Source organism: Streptomyces sp. NPDC059224, from assembly GCF_042754285.1.
In the GTDB taxonomy this organism is placed as follows: Bacteria; Actinomycetota; Actinomycetes; order Streptomycetales; family Streptomycetaceae; genus Streptomyces.
This window is the reverse complement of the sequence record NZ_JBHZAN010000014.1, coordinates 105,186-121,925: the sequence shown is the minus strand read 5'-3', so window position 1 is coordinate 121,925 and position 16,740 is coordinate 105,186. Positions and strand designations below refer to the sequence as shown.

The following is a 16,740-nucleotide window of genomic DNA, read 5'->3' as shown; positions in this document are numbered from 1 at the left end:
AAGGGAAAGGCTAGCGGCGGGCACTGACAACCGATGAACCAGCGCTCACTCCACCACGTGCCGCCCCTCGGGCCGTGCGCTGCACGACGCCCGGAAGGCACAGTGCGTGCAGTGCTGTCCGGTGGTCGGCGTGAACCGCTCGTCGAGGACCTTGCCGGCGGCGGTGGCCAGCAGGTCGCCGACCCACTCCCCCTCCAGCGGTTCCTGGGCCTGCACCTTGGGCAGGGTCTCGCCGCCGTCGCGCCGGGCGGCGCCCTGCCGGAGGTGGACCAGTTCGGCGCCGCCGGCCTCGGGGCGCACGCCGTCGAAGGCCTCGTCGACGGCGCCCTCGCGGACCGCGAGCTGGTAGACGGCCAGCTGCGGATGCCGTGCGACCTCGGCGGCGCTCGGGGCCTGCTTGCCGGTCTTGAAGTCGACGACGTAGGCGCGCCCCTCGCCGTCCGTCTCCACGCGGTCCATCTGGCCGCGGATGCGCACCTCGTAGCCGCCCGCTTCGAGGCTGACGTCGAAGTCCTGTTCGCTGGCGACGGGGGTGCGTGCGGTGCGGTCCAGGACGTGCCACTTCAGGAAGCGTTCGAGCGCCACGCGCGCGTTGTCCTTCTCCTGGGCCGACTTCCAGGGGGCGTCGAAGGCGAGCGCGTTCCACACCGACTCCAGGCGCTCCATGAGGACCGCGAGGTCGGCCGGGGTACGTCCGGAGGCGACCTCGTCGGCCAGGACGTGCACGACGTTGCCGAAGCCCTGGGCGGTGGTGGCGGGCGCGTCGGCCTTGACCTCACGGCCCAGGAACCACTGCAGGCTGCAGGTGTTGGCGAGCTGGTCGAGGGCGCTGCCGGAGAGCACGACGGGCCGGTCGCGGTCGCGCAGCGGCACCTTGCTCTCGGTCGGCTCGAACATGCCCCACCAGCGGTAGGGGTGGGCGGAGGGCACCAGGGGACGGCCGTCCTCGTCGGCGAGCGCGGCCAGCCGGGCCAGCCGCCGGGCGGCGGCTTCCCGCAGCGTGCCGGACGCGCGCGGGTCGACCGTGGTCGCGCGCAGCTCGGCGACGAGGGCGGCCACGGAGAGCGGGCGCCGGGGACGTCCGGTGACGTCCTGGGGTTCGGTCCCCAGTTCGGTGAGGAACCGGGAGGGCTGGTCGCCGTCGTCCGCGGGCGCCTTCACGGCGGTGACCACGAGGCGTTCGCGCGCGCGTGTGGCGGCGACGTAGAACAGGCGGCGCTCCTCGGCGAGGAGCGCGCCCGGGGTGAGCGGTTCGGCCAGGCCGTCGCGGCCGATGCGGTCGGCCTCCAGCAGCGAGCCGCGGCGGCGCAGGTCGGGCCAGAGACCCTCCTGGACGCCGGCGACGACGACCAGGCGCCACTCCAGGCCCTTGGCACGGTGCGCGGTCAGCAGGCGGACGGCGTCGGGGCGTACCGCGCGCCCGGCGAGGGTGTCGGCGGCGATGTCCTCGGCCTCGATCTCCGCCAGGAAGTTCAGCGCGCCCCGGCCGCCGCTGCGCTCCTCCGCGCGGGCCGCGGTGGCGAACAGGGCGCACACGGCGTCCAGGTCACGGTCGGCGTTGCGGCCGGCCGCGCCGCCGCGCCGGGCGGCGCGCTCCAGGCGCGAGGGCCAGGGTGTGCCGTTCCACAGGTCCCACAGCGCCTCCTCGGCCGTACCGCCGCCCGCCAGGCGCTCCCGGGCCTTCCTGAGCAGGCCGCCGAGCCGCTGCGCCCCGCGCGCGTACCCGGGGTCGTGGACCGCCAGCCGCTCGGGTTCGGCGAGGGCCCGCGCGAGCAGGTCGTCCGAGGGCGGGGGCAGCGCGTTGCCGGCCGCCCGTTCCTCGTCGCGCAGGGCGCGGCCGAGGCGGCGCAGGTCGGCCGCGTCCATGCCGGCGAGGGGGGAGGCGAGCAGAGTGAGCGCGGTCTCGGTGCCGAGCCAGCAGGGGGCTCCCGCGGTGCCGTCGTGCCCGTCGGGGCCCGCCGTCTCGCTGCCCGTGCCCGCGGCCGGGTGTGCCGCCTCGGCCGCGGCCACCGCCCTGAGGGCCGTCAGCAGGGGCGCCACCGCCGGTTCGTGGCGCAGCGGGACGTCGTCGCCGTCGATGTCCAGGGGTACGCCGGCCGCGGTCAGGGCCCGGCGGACCGTCGGGATGGTGCTGGACCCGGCGCGCACCAGGACCGCCATGTCGCTCCAGCGCACGCCGTCCTCCAGGTGCGCGCGCCGCAGGATGTCGGCGATGTTGTCCAGCTCGGTGCCGGACGTCGGGTAGGTGTAGACCTCGACGGCGCCGCCGTCCCGCGCGGCGGTCAGTTCGCGGTGGGCCCGCACCTTGTCGGCGGGCAGCCTGGTCAGGGGCATCCGCTGGGTCAGCAGCCGCGTCGCGGCCAGCAGACCGGCGCCGGAGCGGCGGGAGGTGCGCAGCACCCGGACCGGCGCGGGCCGGCCGTCCACGCGCGCGAACGCCGACGGGAAGTCCAGGATGCCGTTCACGTCGGCGCCCCGGAACGTGTAGATCGACTGGTCCGGGTCGCCGAACGCGACCAGCGTGCGGCCGCCGCCGGCCAGGGCGTGCAGCAGCCGTACCTGCGCCGGGTCGGTGTCCTGGTACTCGTCGACGTACACGGCGTCGTAGCGGCCGGCCAGGTCCAGGGCGACCTCGGGACGCTGGGCGAGCAGCACCGCGCGGTGCACGAGTTCGGCGTAGTCGAGGACGCCCTGGAGGTCGAGGACGTCCAGGTACTCGGCGAGGAAGGCGGCCGCGGCCCGCCAGTCCGGACGGCCGAGACGGCAGGCGAAGGCGTCCAGGGCGGCGGGGGCGAGGCCCAGTTCACGGCTGCGGGCGAGGACCGCACGGACCTCGTCGGCGAAACCCCGGGTGGTCAGGCAGGCGCGCAGTTCGTCAGGCCAGCGCACCGGGTCGAGTCCGAGCCGCTCCAGCTCGGCCTGGCCGGCCAGCAGCTCGCGGACGGTGACGTCCTGCTCGGGGCCGGAGAGCAGTCGCAGCGGGTCGACGAACAGGCCGCTTTCCTGGTGGGCGCGGACCAGCGCGTAGCAGTACGAGTGGAAGGTGGTCGCCCGGGGCGCGCCGGCCGCGCCGACGCGCAGGGCCATGCGGTCGCGCAGCTCGACGGCGGCCTTGCGGCTGAACGTCAGGACCAGGATCCGCTCGGGGTCCCCGCCGCCGGCGATCCGCGCGGCCACCGATTCCACGAGGGTGGTGGTCTTCCCGGTGCCGGGACCCGCCAGGACGAGCAGCGGGCCGGCCCCGTGGTCAACCACGGCGCGCTGTGCCGCGTCCAGAGGAGGGGGATCCGTGTCGGCGGCCGGAGTCCGCACCAGTCGGTAAGCGCCACGGTTCCCCTGTCGTACCTGGAGGTGCGACAGGCGCCTGGTGGAGGAAGAGGAGCTCACGTGGTTCGCCGGTCCTGGTGGGTGTGCTGGTTGGCTCGCGGTCGCGCGGGCAGTGCGGTGGCCGTGGGGTGAGCGGGACACGCGCAGCCGACGCTACGCCGACGAACCGGGCGGAAGCAGGGCTTCGGCTTCTTCCCGTCAGCCTCGGGTGGCACTCGTGGCACGCGCGCCCCACATCCCACGAACGTACGTCATGCCACGGACGTCCCCTGTGTCCCTCGAACGGGCCACGGGCTCCCCTCGAGCGCCTCGGATGGCGGAAGCTGTCAGGTGTGAGCCCCCGAGTCCGCGTCGCCGTCCCACCGCGCCCGCTTCATGTCGAGCCGCGGCAGATGGCCCTCCGCGGCCCTGCTCGCCTCCTTCAGCGCGGTGCCCTCCGCGCGGTAGTGGTCCAGGGCGCTCAGCTCGTGCCCCGGCAGCAGCACCCCGTCGGCGCGCACCACCCGCCACCAGGGGACGGAGCCGCCGTAGAGGGACATCACCCGCCCCACCTGGCGCGGCCCACCCTCCTCCAGCCACTCCGCGACATCGCCGTACGTCATCACGTGCCCGGGCGGAATCCGCTCGGCGACCTCCAGGACCCGCTCGGCGTACTCGGGCAGCTCGTCCGCGTACCCCTCTCGGGTGTCCTCGGAAAGGTTCCGCTCGCTCATTCGCCCCATCCTGCCGCACCCCACCGACAACCGGTGCGGTCCGCGCCAGGTCTCGTTCTCGCTCCCGGAGGGCCCTTGGGGCAGACTGTGCGCCCCCGCATCTGCACCCTGATGCCCTCGTGTGTCGGTGGGGCATGCCACCATCGTGCGGGCGGTGACTGGTGATACGAGATCAAGAAGAGACGAGCGAGCAGCAGGGCGTGCACCCCGGCGGGGCGACGGGCACCCCTGACGCCGCCGCACGCCCGGACGCGCCCGGATCCGGCGCCGTACCCGCGGAATCCGCGCGCGCGGACGCCGTGGAGCCGGACTCCGTCCCCGACGTCTCCGAGGCGGAACACGTGCCGGACGAGCTTCACACGGACGAGGTGGAGGGCGACGAACCGCTGCTCCCCGCGCGCGTGCACCGCCCCTCCGACCTCATGCGTCTCCTGGTCGGCGTGCTGGCCGTCGCCGTGCTGCTCGGGATCGCCGCGTTCGCGCACGGCACCACCTCCGGGCTCGAACAGGACATCAACAAGGGCACCGGGCAGGCGCCCGACCTGCTGATCAAGATCGCGGGACTGGCCTCCAGCATCGCGATCCTGCTGGTGCCGGTCGCGTTCGCCATCGAGCGGCTGATCAAACGGGACGGGCTGCGCATCGCCGACGGCGTGCTCGCGGCCGTCCTCGCCCACGGCGTGACCCTCGCCACCGACCTGTGGGTCGCCCGGGCCGCCCCCGGCTCCATCCAGGAGGCGCTCACCCAGCCCTCCCCCGGTGACATCCACGCCCTCACCGACCCGGTGCACGGCTATCTCGCGCCAGTGATCGCCTATATGACGGCCGTCGGCATGTCCCGGCGGCCGCGATGGCGTGCGGTCCTGTGGATCGTGCTGACGCTCGACGCGTTCTCCATGCTCGTCACCGGCTACACGACACCGTTCTCGATCATCCTCACGGTGCTGATCGGCTGGACCGTCGCCTACGGCACGCTCTACGCGGTCGGCTCCCCCAACGTGCGCCCCACCGGCCGGACCCTGCTGGCGGGGCTTCGGCACGTCGGCTTCCACCCGGTCGGCGCGGCCCGCGAGGAGGCCCTGGACAGCGAGAACGGCGACCGGGGCAGACGTTACTTCGTCACCCTGGAGGACGGCCCGCCGCTGGACGTCACCGTCGTCGACCGGGAACAGCAGGCTCAGGGCTTCTTCTACCGCGCGTGGCGCAACCTGACCTTGCGCGGCTTCGCCACCCGCTCCAGCCTCCAGTCGCTGCGCCAGGCGCTGGAGCAGGAGGCGCTGCTGGCGTACGCGGCGATCGCGGCCGGCGCCAACGCGCCCAAGCTCATCGCCACCTCCGAGCTGGGCCCGGACGCCGTGATGCTCGTCTACGAGCACACCGGCGGCCGCACCCTCGACTCGCTCGCCGACGAGGAGATCACCGACGAACTGCTGCGCAACACCTGGCACCAGGTGCAGGCGCTGCAGTCCCGCCGGATCGCGCACCGCAGGCTCGCGGGTGACGCCATCCTGGTGGATCGTTCCGGCAAGGTGATCCTCACGGACCTGCGCGGCGGTGAGATCGCGGCCGGCGAACTACTGCTGCGCATGGACGTGGCCCAGCTGGTCACCACGGTCGGTCTGCGGGTCGGCGCCGAGCGGGCGGTGGCCTCGGCGGTCGGCGTCCTCGGGCCCGACGCCGTCGCCGACTGCCTGCCGATGCTCCAGCCGATCGCGCTCACCCGCTCCACGCGCGCGACGCTGCGAAGACTGGCCAGAGAGCGTGCCCAGCGCGAACGCGACGCGGTCCTGGAGGCGTCCCGGCAGGCCAAGCAGGCGCGCGCGGAGGAGACCGAGAAGCCCGACAAGAAGACGGTGCGCGCCGAGCAGCGGGCCGAGAAGCGGGCCCTGGACGACGCGCTGGAAGAGGCCCGCGAGGAGGACCTGCTCACCCAGATCCGCCACCAGGTGCTCAGGATCAGGCCGCAGGCGCCCGTCGAGCCGGCCCGCCTGGAGCGGGTGCGGCCGCGCACCCTGATCAGCGTCATCGCCGGCGCGATCGGCGCGTACTACCTGCTGACCCAGCTCACCCACATCGAGTTCGGCCCCCTGGTCGCGAACGCCCAGTGGGGCTGGGTGATCGCCGCGGTGCTGTTCTCGGCGCTCAGCTACGTCGCCGCCGCGATGGCGCTGCTCGGGTTCGTGCCCGAGCGGGTGCCGTTCGTGCGGACCACGGCGGCCCAGGTCGCCGGATCGTTCGTGAAGATCGTGGCACCCGCGGCGGTCGGCGGTGTCGCCCTCAACACGCGCTTCCTGCAGCGCGCCGGGGTGCGCCCCGGCCTCGCGGTGGCGAGCGTCGGCGCCTCCCAGCTGTTCGGGCTCGGCTGTCACATCCTGATGCTGCTGTCCTTCGGCTATCTGACCGGCACCGAGAAGACCCCGTCGCTGTCGCCGTCCCGCACCGTCATCGCGGGCCTGCTGACCGTCGCCGTGCTGGTCCTGGTGGTGACCTCGGTCCCGTTCCTGCGGAAATTCGTCTCCACGCGCGTGCGGTCGCTTTTCGCGGGCGTCGTACCGCGCATGCTGGACGTGCTGCAACGGCCGCAGAAGCTCGTCACCGGCATCGGCGGCATGCTGCTGCTCACCGCCTGCTTCGTGATGTGCCTGGACGCCTCCATCCGCGCCTTCGGCAACGAGGGCGCCTCGCTCAGCATCGCCAGCGTCGCCGTCGTCTTCCTCGCCGGAAACGCGCTCGGCTCCGCGGCGCCGACCCCGGGCGGAGTCGGTGCGGTGGAGGCGACGCTGACCGTCGGCCTGATCGCCGTCGGCCTGCCCAAGGAGGTCGCCGCCCCCGCCGTCCTGCTGTACCGGCTGCTGACCCTGTGGCTGCCGGTCCTGCCCGGCTGGCTGGCCTTCAACCACCTCTCCCGCAAGGGAGCGCTCTAGCCACGGCGGCAGCGCCGCGACGACGAGGCGCCCCGGCCGGCGCAGCGCGCGTCACACAGCACGCCGTATGCGGCGCGGCCGTACCCGGGGCGTACCTCGTACGGCTCGCGCCCCGCGCGCGGGGCCGCGCGCGACCCCAGGATGGGAAACATGCCGAACCCCTTCCGGATCCGTGCCGCCGCCCTGACCACCGTCCTGGTGGCGTCCTGCCTGCTGAGCGGCTGCAGCGACGGCGTCAAGGACGGGGATCTGGCGACACAGAAGCTGGACTGGACGGCCTGCCCGGCCCCCGACGAGGCCGAGGGCGGTGGCGACGCCCCGTCGCCGCTGCCCGGCGGCGGGACCTGGCAGTGCGCCACCATGAAGGCGCCGCTGGACTGGTCCAAGCCGAAGGGCGCCACCATCGGCCTCGCTCTGATCCGGGCCAAGGCCAGCGGCGACGCGAGCAAACGGATCGGCTCCCTGATCTTCAACTTCGGCGGGCCCGGCGGCAGCGGCGTCACCACGCTGCCCGCGTTCGCCGGGGACTACACGGCCCTGCGCACCCGCTACGACCTCGTCAGCTTCGACCCGCGCGGAGTCGGCCGCAGCGACCCGGTCGAATGCGAGAACGACGAACAGCTCGACAACTACTTCCAGCAGGACGCGACGCCCGAGACCAGCGCCGAGCGCACCCAGCTGATCAACCGCACCAGGCAGTTCAACGCCGCCTGCGAGAAGAACTCCAGGACGATCATCCCGCAGGTGCGCACCACCGACGCCGCCCGCGACATGGACCTCATGCGCCAGGTCCTCGGCGACCGGCAGCTGCACTACTTCGGCATCTCCTACGGCACCGAACTCGGCGGCGTCTACGCCCACCTGTTCCCGAAGAACGTGGGCCGGGCCGTCTTCGACGGCGTCATCGATCCCACCCAGAACACCGAGCAGAGCTCCCTGGGACAGGCCAAGGGTTTCCAGCTCGCGCTCGACAACTTCGCCGAGGACTGCACGTCCAAGAAGACCGAGTGCCCGATCGGCGACACCCCGCAGGACGTGAAGGACCGTATCGGCAAGCTCCTCGCGGACCTCGACAAGAAGCCGATCCCCGGCATCCTCCCCCGTCAGCTGACCCAGACCGCCGCCACCAACGGCATCGCCCAGTCCCTGTACTCCAAGGACTTCTGGGAGTACCTCACCGAAGGACTCGAAGAGGCGTACGACGGCGACGGGAAGATCCTGATGCTGCTGTCCGACTCCATGAACGGCCGCAGCCAGAACGGTGAGTACAGCAACATCACGGCGGCGAACATCGCCATCAACTGCGCTGACGAGAAGCCCCGGTACACCGCCGACTACGTGCAACAGAAGCTGCCCGAATTCCGCGCCGCCTCACCGCTGTTCGGCGACTACCTCGCGTGGGGCATGGTCAGCTGCACGAGTTGGGCGGTGCCGGGCGCCGCGGACCATCCGGACGTCAGCGCGCCCGGGTCGGCACCGATCCTGGTCGTGGGCAACACGGGCGACCCGGCCACGCCGTACGAGGGTGCGAAGAAGATGGTGGAGGCGCTGGGGAACGGCGTCGGTGTCGAGCTGACGTACCAGGGGCAGGGGCACGGGGCCTACGACAGCAAGAACAAGTGCGTGCAGTCGGCCGTGAACGGCTACCTGCTCGACGGGAGGGTGCCGAAAGCCGGCGCGGTCTGTTCGTGAGCGCGGGACCGGACCGCCACACTACCTCGGCAGGTTAGGAAACCGCAGGTCACGCTGTTATCCACAGGCCGCAACAGCCTTCGCCGGATCTGCCTACTATGACCTGACCGCTTTCCGCGACGAGCCTGCGGAGAGCCTGTGTGGGGGGTGTGCGCATGGTGCGTTCTGTACGGTGGGCGGCTGCTGTTGCGGCCGCGTTGCTCGTGGCCGGGTGCGGCAGTGGGTCGTCGGGCGGGGACGAGGACGAAGGGAAGACACGGTCCGAAGGGCCGTCGTCCTCGTCCACCGCCTCCGCCGCTCTGCCCTCCTCACTGACCTCGCAGAAGCTCGACTGGGGCCGCTGCACGGGCACTTCGGACTCCGCGGCACCCGGTGGCGAGTGGCAGTGCGCGACGCTCAGGGTGCCGCTCGACTGGTCGAAGCCGGACGCGAGGACGATAGGGCTGGCACTGATCCGGGCGAAGGCGAGCGGGGGGTCGGGCAAGCGGATCGGCTCGCTGCTGTTCAACTTCGGCGGTCCCGGAGGCTCGGGCGTCTCGATGATGCCGTACTACGCCACCACCGCCTCCGCACTGCGCGAGCGGTACGACCTGGTGAGCTGGGATCCGCGCGGGGTGGGCGCCAGTGAGGGGATCCGGTGTCGCAGCGACAAGGACCTGCGGTCCGCCGAGTCGGTCGACGCCACCCCGGACACGCCGGCCGAGGAGTCGGCGTACTTCCAGGACGCCGCGGCCTTCGGCAAGGGCTGCGAGACGGCGGCCGGCGAGCTGATCGGGCACGTCTCGACGACCGACACGGCCCGGGACATGGATCTGATGCGCCAGGTGCTCGGTGATACGCGGATGCACTACTTCGGCATCTCCTACGGCACCGAACTGGGCGGCGTCTACGCCCACCTGTTCCCGAAGAAGGTGGGCCGGCTGATCCTGGACGCGGTGGTCGACCCGACCGCGGACTCGGTCGGCCACGCGAAGAACCAGGCCCGGGGATTCCAGCGGGCGCTGGACGACTATCTCAAGTCCACCGGGCAGGACTCGGAGCAGGGCTCTCAGAAGATCGTGGACCTGCTGAAGAAGATCGACACCGAGCCGCTGCCGACGTCCTCCGGGCGGAAGCTGACCCAGACCCTCGCGGTCACCGGTATCGTCCTGCCGCTGTACAGCCAGGACAGCTGGCCGACGCTGACCGGCGCGCTGCGCGCGGCCGAGGGCGGCGACGGCTCGGCGCTGCTGTCGCTCGCGGACCAGTACAACGAGCGGGACTCCTCGGGGCACTACGGCACGACCGCCCACTCGCAACGGGTCATATCGTGCCTGGACGACAAGCAGCGGCCCACGCCCGCCCAGACGAAGAAGCTGCTGCCCGACTTCGAGAGGATCTCGCCCGTCTTCGGCGACTTCCTGGGCTGGGACACGGCCGGCTGGTGCCACGACTGGCCGGTGGCCGGGGAGTACGACACCCCTCAGGTGAGTGCCCCGGGCGCGGCCCCGGTCCTGCTGGTCGGCAACACCGGCGACCCGGCGACTCCCTACGAGGGCGCCCGGAGAATGGCCGACGAGCTGGGCAAGGGCGTGGGTGTCGAGCTGACCTGGAAGGGCGAGGGCCATGGGGCCTACGGCAGCGGGAGCGCCTGTGTGGACTCGACGGTGAACGCCTACCTGCTGGACGGCACGGTCCCGAAGGACGGCAAGGTCTGCTCATGACGAAGGCGGGGGCCCGGGATGCCTGCCGCACCCGAAACCCCCGCCCGTCGCGGAGACTGCGCTCAGTAGACCGGCTTGTGCGGCTCGATCTGGTTGACCCAGCCGATCACGCCGCTGCCGACGTGCACGGCGTCCGCGAAGCCCGCGGACTTCAGGACCGCGAGGACCTCCGCACTGCGGACACCCGTCTTGCAGTGCAGGACGATCTTCTTGTCCTGGGGCAGGCCCTCCAGGGCGGTGCCGAGGAGGAACTCGTTCTTCGGGATCAGCTTGGCGCCCGGGATGGAGACGATCTCGTACTCGTTCGGCTCGCGGACGTCGATGATCTCGATGTTCTCGCCGTCGTCGATCCACTCCTTGAGCTGCTTGGGAGTGATCGTCGAACCGGCGGCCGCCTGCTGGGCCTCCTCGGAGACTACGCCGCAGAAGGCCTCGTAGTCGATGAGTTCGGTGACGGTCGGGTTCTCGCCGCAGACGGCGCAGTTCGGGTCCTTGCGGACCTTGACCTGCCGGTACTGCATCTCCAGGGCGTCGTAGATCATCAGGCGGCCGACGAGGGGATCGCCGGTGCCGGTGAGGACCTTGATGGCCTCGGTGACCTGGATGGAGCCGATGGACGCGCAGAGCACGCCCAGCACGCCGCCCTCGGCGCAGGAGGGGACCATGCCCGGCGGCGGGGGCTCCGGGTAGAGGCAGCGGTAGCAAGGACCGTGCTCGGACCAGAAGACCGAGGCCTGGCCGTCGAAGCGGTAGATCGAGCCCCAGACGTACGGCTTGTTCAGCAGCACGCAGGCGTCGTTGACCAGGTAGCGGGTGGCGAAGTTGTCCGTGCCGTCGACGATCAGGTCGTACTGGCTGAAGATGTCCATCACGTTCTCGGCCTCGAGCCGCTCTTCGTGAAGGACCACGTTCACGTAGGGGTTGATGCCGAGGACGGAGTCACGGGCGGACTCGGCCTTGGAGCGGCCGATGTCGGCCTGGCTGTGGATGATCTGGCGCTGCAGGTTCGACTCGTCGACCTCGTCGAACTCCACGATGCCGAGAGTGCCGACACCGGCCGCGGCGAGGTACATCAGCGCCGGCGAACCCAGGCCGCCGGCGCCCACACAGAGCACCTTGGCGTTCTTCAACCGCTTCTGCCCGTCCATCCCCACGTCGGGGATGATCAGGTGGCGGGAGTACCTGCGGACCTCGTCTACGGTGAGCTCAGAGGCTGGCTCGACCAGGGGTGGCAGCGACACGGGGACTCCGTTGATCGGTCAATCACTACAGTTGTTCTCCGTGTAACACTGCCACGCCCCTCATCATTCCGAGACACCCGTCCCGACCCGCGAGACGATGTCGTCCCAGTAGCCGGGCATGTTCTCCCAGGGATCCACCCGGCCGCCGTGATCCGTGCGGTCCGTGAAGTAGATGGTCGCGGCGCCCTGCCAGCGGGCGATGCGCAGTGCCTCGTCGAGGTGGCCGCGCGGCACGCCGTGCACGAAGTGGCAGAAGCGGTCCGGCGGATAGTCCGCGGTCCACTCGGCGACGTGGGACCAGCGGTAGTCGCTCCACGGCCCGGCGAAGGTCACCAGTTGGTCGGCGTTCTCCGCGTAACCCGGATGGGGGTGGGTGCCGTGGCCGAGGACGATGTGCGGGTCGTCACCGATGGTGCGCAGGGTGGCGACCGCTCGGCGGATCTCGGGCAGCGCCGAGCGTTCGCCGGGGCAGCGCTCCAGCAGGAAGCCGTCCACGCGGTACCAGTCGTGATAGCGGCGGGCGTCCAGGACCAGGTCGCCGTGGGGGCGGGCGCCGTAGGTGGCGTCCAGGCGGCCGAGGACGCGGACGCCCGCGTTGCGGAGCCGGCCGGCCGCCTCCAGGCAGTGCGGGTCGGGGCGGCTGCCGGGTCCGTTCGCCACGTTGAGGACGACCCAGTGCAAAGGGGTGCCCGGGCGCGTGAGCTCGGCCCACTGCGCCGGCGCGAGAAGGGGGTGGGCGTAGCCCGGGATGCCGAAGGCGGTGCCGAGGCCGGTGGTCGCGGCGCCCGGTGTGGTGCTGGTCAGATGCGGCATGCCGCCTCCATCCAGATGTCCGCGAGGGACTCTTCGAGGTTGATACGGGGCCGCCAGCCGAGCCGGTCACGGGCGCAGCGCACGTCGGCCTGCTGCCAGCTGCCGCAGCCGTCCGGGTAGGGGTAGGCGACCGGGGCCGCGTGGTCGGGGTCCATGCGGGGGTGGCCGATGGGGCTGCGCATCGGGCCGGGCGGGCCGTCGAGTTCGTGCAGGGCGCCGCCGTATCCGGCGACCCGGGCGAGGACGGCGGCTGCGTCGCGGAGGCGGACGGCGCGGCCGGAGCCGATGTTGATGACGCCCTGGGCCGCGGAGAGCGAGGCCGCGTGGACGGCGCGGGCGACGTCGCGTACGTCGATGAAGTCACGCTGGGCGCCGAGGCCGCCGAGTTTGAGCTCGCCGTCGCCGGACTGCATGGCGCGCCGCATGGCTTCGGCCAGGCGGCCGAGCGGGGAGCCGGCCGGGGTGCCGGGCCCGGCCGGCGAGAAGACGCGCAGGACGACGGCGTCCAGGCCCGACCCGAGGACCATTTCGGTGGCGGCCAGCTTGCTGACGCCGTACGGGCCGCCGGGGCGCGGTACGGCGTCCTCGGCCGTGGAGGAGCCGGGCTGGCTCGGGCCGTACTCGGCGCTGCAGCCGATCTGCACCAGGCGTGCGCTGCAGCCGCTGCGGCGCAGGGCCTCGCAGATGGTGGCGACGGCGACGGTGTTGTGCCGGGTGAGTTCCCGGGCACCGCCGCGGGTGGCGCCGGCGCAGTTCACGACGACGCCCGGGTGGACCGCGTCGAGGAACCGGGTGAGCGCACCGGGGCTGCCGGTGGCGAGGTCGAAGCGGACGTCGGCGTCGTCGCCGCGGCCGAGCGCGGTGAGCTGGACGGCCGGGTCGGCGAGCAGCCGGTCGGCGACGAAGCGGCCGAGGTATCCGTTGGCTCCGATCAGCAGAACCCTCATCGCGCGGCTCCCGGGGTGTCCGCTCCGGCGGCTCCGGTGGTTCCGGACGCTCCGGGTCCGGGTCGGGAGGTGGTCATCTGGTGGTCTCCTTCAAGGGGTGGTGCGGTTGTCCCCGGCGGGGTGCCGGGCGCCTGCCGCCGCGACGGCACGGCGAGGCAGGCGAAGAGAACGGGGGCTCTGCTCACTCCGGGTCTCCCGTCGGCGCGTGGGCCGCGGCCCGCGTGAGGGTGCGGGTCGCCTGGAACAGCAGCGCCAGGGCCGCGGTGCCGCAGACGAGTGCCGGGACGCTGTCCGCGCCCCACGCGTCGACCAGGGCCTCGACGGGGCTCGCCAGGAAGGCGCAGCCGGGCAGCCGTCCGGCCAGCACCAGCCCCACGGCGGCCGCTTCGGCGGCCGCGGCGAGGGCGAGGGCGGGGCGCTGCGGGACGTTGTGGACGGTGAGCAGGCGGGCGAGCAGGAGGAGGGCGCCGAGAGTGAGGCCCTCCGGGTAGCCGGCGGGTTCGCCCAGGACGACCCCGCACAGGGCGAGCAGGGCGGTGAGGGCGCCCAGGTAGAGGGCGAACGCTCCGAGCAGCAGAGGCTGTACGGCTCCGGTGAACTCCGCCAGGCCCCGGCTGCCCGTGAGCCTGCGCCGGGCAGCCGTCGTGAAGAGGTGGGCACTCCAGGCGGCCGGGGCGCAGGCCAGGGTGAGGGCGAGGACCGGCGCGGTGGTCACCGGCCAGGGGCTGTGCGCGGCGCCGGTCGGGAGGCCGTCGGGGCCGCCGTCCAGGACCCCACGGAGCAGGCCGTTGCCGAGGAGGGCGTAGCCGAGCAGCCAGCAGGTCCATACGTGGGCACCGGTGACGGTGTGCCGGGCGAGGCCACCGGCGGGTACGGCGAGGGGACCGCGGCGCAGGGCCAGCCCCGCGGCCATCGCGAGGGCGAGTACGCCGACGGCCGCCGTCAGCAGGCGCGGCCGGCCCTCGGTGAGCCGCACGCCGGTCACCAGCGCCGCGCCGACCGTGCCCGGCAGGAGCGTCAGCAGTGCCCGGTCGGCGCGCACGCGGGGCGCGGGCCCCGGTTCCGGGCACGGATGCCGGTCGCCGTCGCGGGGCACGCGCGCATACAGCTCCTCGGCGAGGGAGAAGACGTCACGGTGCCGGAAGCGGGCGGCGGTCCGGTCGGTGACGCCGTGCGCTTCGAGACCGGCCGCGATCTCCAGCGGGTCGACGGCCTGCTCGCAGAGCGCGCGGTGGCGGTGCATCAGCGCTTTCACGGGATCGGCGGCGCCTCGGCGCGGGGCGGATCCGCGGTTGCCCTCGGCGGGCCGGGCGGCCCGGGCGGCCCGGGCGGCCCGGGTGCGGAGCCGGCCGGCGACCGCGGCCGCCCGCGGAGGCCCGCTCCCGGGCAGGGTGTCCTCGGAGCCGGCGTCCGCCGCGCCCAGGAGCCATTTCTCCGACCGCGCGTCCCAGGCGTCGGCCCCGCCGGGGCGCCCGGGCCGGTCCGGTTCCCGCGGACCGCCGGTGACCGCGCCGTCCGCGTCGCCGTTCACAGGGCGCCCTCCGGGGCGGTGAGCGGGGTGGCCCGTACCGGGGTCGGCCACGGTGGGGTACCCAGGGCCCAGCCCGGACCGCCCGGGCTCGCGACGCGGGCCGTCGGGCCGGTCCAGCGGCCGGGGACGTGGGCCTCGGCCGGAGCGGCGAACGGCAGCGGCTCGCCTGCCTCGTCGAGGACGACCCGGCGTACCGGACAGTGCGAGACGATCTCCAGGTAAATGCCGTGAAATGCCGCGATGTTCTGCTCGACGGTGAACAGTTCGAGTGCCCGGGCTCGCGCGGCGGCTCCAAGGCGCTCACGGCGCTCGGGGTCGCGCAGCAGCGCCACGCACGCCTCCGCGAGCGCCCGCGGATTGCGCGGGGGGACGACGAGACCGGTGCCGCCGATGACCTCCACCACGGCGCCGACGTCGGTGGAGACGGTCGCGCGGGCGCAGAGCATCGCCTCGACGAGACCGGTCGGGAAGCCCTCGACGACGCTCGAGAGGACGACGACCGAACCGGACGCGTAGGCGTCGGCGAGGGTCGGCGCCTCCGGGCCGCCGATCTCCTCGAAGGAGACCGGGTTGTCGCCGACGGCGTGCACTCCCTCCGCCTCGTCCGGGAAGAGCTGGGCGGCGAGCGCCTTGCAGTGGCCCAGGTAGGCCCGGCCCTCCCCGCCGACCGGTGCGCCCACGACCCGCAGCCGCGCCTTGGGCTCCTCCTTGCGGACCTCCGCGAACGCGTGCAGCAGCGACACCAGGTCCTTGGAGGGTTCCGCCCTGCCGACCCACACGAGCGTGTCCGGATCGGCGCGGTCCGGCGCCTCGCCCACCTCGGCGAAGCGGGCGGCCTCCATGCCCGGGTGGACGGTACGGATGCGGGACCGGTCGGCGCCGCAGCGCTCCTGCCAGCGGCGGGCGTGCGCGTTGCCGGGGGTGACGATCGCGGCGCGGCCGTAGACCTCGGCGGCGAGCCGGCCGTGAAAGGCGGCCAGCAGGGTGCGCACGGCCGGGGTGGCCGCGTCGGGACCGGAGGCGAGGTAGTGCGAGCGCAGCTGCACGCCGTACTCGGTGACCAGCAGCGGGACGTCGCAGAAGTGGCGGGCGAGCAGCCCGGGCAGGGCGGCCGGGCCGCCGGCGGTGGCGTGGCAGAGGTCGGCGGCACCGAGGCCGTCGTCGCCGTACCAGTCGAGCGAGAGGGGGCGCAGGGTGCGTTCGAGGTGCGCGGCGACGGCGAGCAGGTCCGGCACGCGCGCCTCGCGCACCGTACCGACTGCGCCACGTGCACGACAGGCGCGCTCCAGCGTGCGCACGGCGCTGTCGGAGCGGAGTGCGCCGACCAGTCCACCCTCGTCACGGGCGAGTTCGGCGAGTCCGTAGAGCGCGCTGCCGAAACGGTCCGCCAGAGGACCTGACCCGGCATCGGAGCCGCCAGCGCTGTCCGTGGCGCCCGCACCGCCCGAGCCGTCCCCACCGTGCGAGCCGCCGGAGCCGCCTGCGCCGTCCGGGCCTGGATCTGCCGGGCCGCCGATGCCCGGACCGGCGCACAGTACGGCCGCCAGTTCCCCGTAGCTCTCGACGAAGCGCCGACGCGCGCGCCGGCCGTACCCGACCCCGTCCTCCTCCGCGGCCCACAGGGGAGCCGTCCGTACCCGGCTGACGTGCGGTGGCAGCGGGAGCCGGCCCTCGTCCTCCTGGCGCCTGCTGCGGCTGAGCGCGTAGATGTCGAACTCGTGCCGCCCGAGCCCGCGTACGAGCCGGTCGCACCAGAGTCTGGCGTCACCGCTCACATACGGATAGCTACCCTCCGTAATCAGTCCGATGCGCACGTGTGCACCCCCGATCGATCTCCCGTGGGAGCCAC

The 16,740-nt window shown here is 73.2% G+C and carries 10 protein-coding genes; 3 read left to right on the top strand and 7 right to left on the bottom strand.

Going from position 1 to position 16,740, the window contains the following annotated elements; genetic code table 11:
* Window positions 1–45: 45 nt before the first annotated feature.
* Window positions 46–3,387 (bottom strand): ATP-dependent helicase, encoded by a 3,342-nt coding sequence (locus ACFXI4_RS17130; protein WP_384991313.1) that lies wholly within the window; start codon window positions 3,385–3,387, stop codon window positions 46–48.
* A 266-nt stretch (window positions 3,388–3,653) separates the two neighbouring features.
* Window positions 3,654–4,040: an MGMT family protein gene (locus ACFXI4_RS17125; protein ID WP_384991311.1), complete on the bottom strand. Its 387-nt coding sequence runs from the start codon at window positions 4,038–4,040 to the stop codon at window positions 3,654–3,656.
* A 161-nt stretch (window positions 4,041–4,201) separates the two neighbouring features.
* On the opposite strand from ACFXI4_RS17125, the gene ACFXI4_RS17120 reads away from it, so the two are divergent.
* From ACFXI4_RS17120 to ACFXI4_RS17110, 3 genes are all read left to right on the top strand, one after another.
* A complete protein-coding gene (locus tag ACFXI4_RS17120) occupies window positions 4,202–6,964 on the top strand; it encodes a lysylphosphatidylglycerol synthase domain-containing protein (protein WP_384991309.1) in 2,763 nt (920 codons plus the stop codon).
* Between the two features lie 150 nt (window positions 6,965–7,114).
* Window positions 7,115–8,656, top strand: a complete 1,542-nt coding sequence (locus ACFXI4_RS17115; protein WP_384991306.1) for an alpha/beta hydrolase — start codon at window positions 7,115–7,117, stop codon at window positions 8,654–8,656.
* Between the two features lie 155 nt (window positions 8,657–8,811).
* Window positions 8,812–10,359 carry an alpha/beta hydrolase gene (locus ACFXI4_RS17110; protein ID WP_384991304.1) on the top strand — a complete coding sequence of 516 codons (1,548 nt, stop codon included), beginning with the start codon at window positions 8,812–8,814 and terminating at the stop codon, window positions 10,357–10,359.
* A 62-nt stretch (window positions 10,360–10,421) separates the two neighbouring features.
* On the opposite strand, the gene moeZ is transcribed toward ACFXI4_RS17110, so the two are convergent.
* From moeZ to ACFXI4_RS17085, 5 genes are all read right to left on the bottom strand, one after another.
* A complete protein-coding gene (gene moeZ, locus ACFXI4_RS17105) occupies window positions 10,422–11,600 on the bottom strand; it encodes an adenylyltransferase/sulfurtransferase MoeZ (protein ID WP_362719720.1) in 1,179 nt (392 codons plus the stop codon).
* A gap of 63 nt (window positions 11,601–11,663) precedes the next feature.
* Complete coding sequence (locus tag ACFXI4_RS17100) at window positions 11,664–12,413, bottom strand: spherulation-specific family 4 protein (RefSeq protein ID WP_384991300.1); 750 nt, start codon at window positions 12,411–12,413, stop codon at window positions 11,664–11,666.
* Complete coding sequence (locus ACFXI4_RS17095; RefSeq protein ID WP_384991297.1) at window positions 12,401–13,360, bottom strand: NAD-dependent epimerase/dehydratase family protein; 960 nt, start codon at window positions 13,358–13,360, stop codon at window positions 12,401–12,403. The genes ACFXI4_RS17100 and ACFXI4_RS17095 overlap by 13 nt, the downstream gene beginning before the upstream one ends.
* A gap of 181 nt (window positions 13,361–13,541) precedes the next feature.
* The gene (locus ACFXI4_RS17090) at window positions 13,542–14,891 is read right to left on the bottom strand and encodes a hypothetical protein (protein ID WP_384991294.1); all 1,350 of its coding nucleotides are present in this window, start codon (window positions 14,889–14,891) and stop codon (window positions 13,542–13,544) included.
* A complete protein-coding gene (locus tag ACFXI4_RS17085; RefSeq protein ID WP_384991292.1) occupies window positions 14,888–16,666 on the bottom strand; it encodes a glycosyltransferase in 1,779 nt (592 codons plus the stop codon). Before ACFXI4_RS17085 ends, ACFXI4_RS17090 begins: the two co-directional genes overlap by 4 nt.
* Window positions 16,667–16,740: the final 74 nt, after the last annotated feature.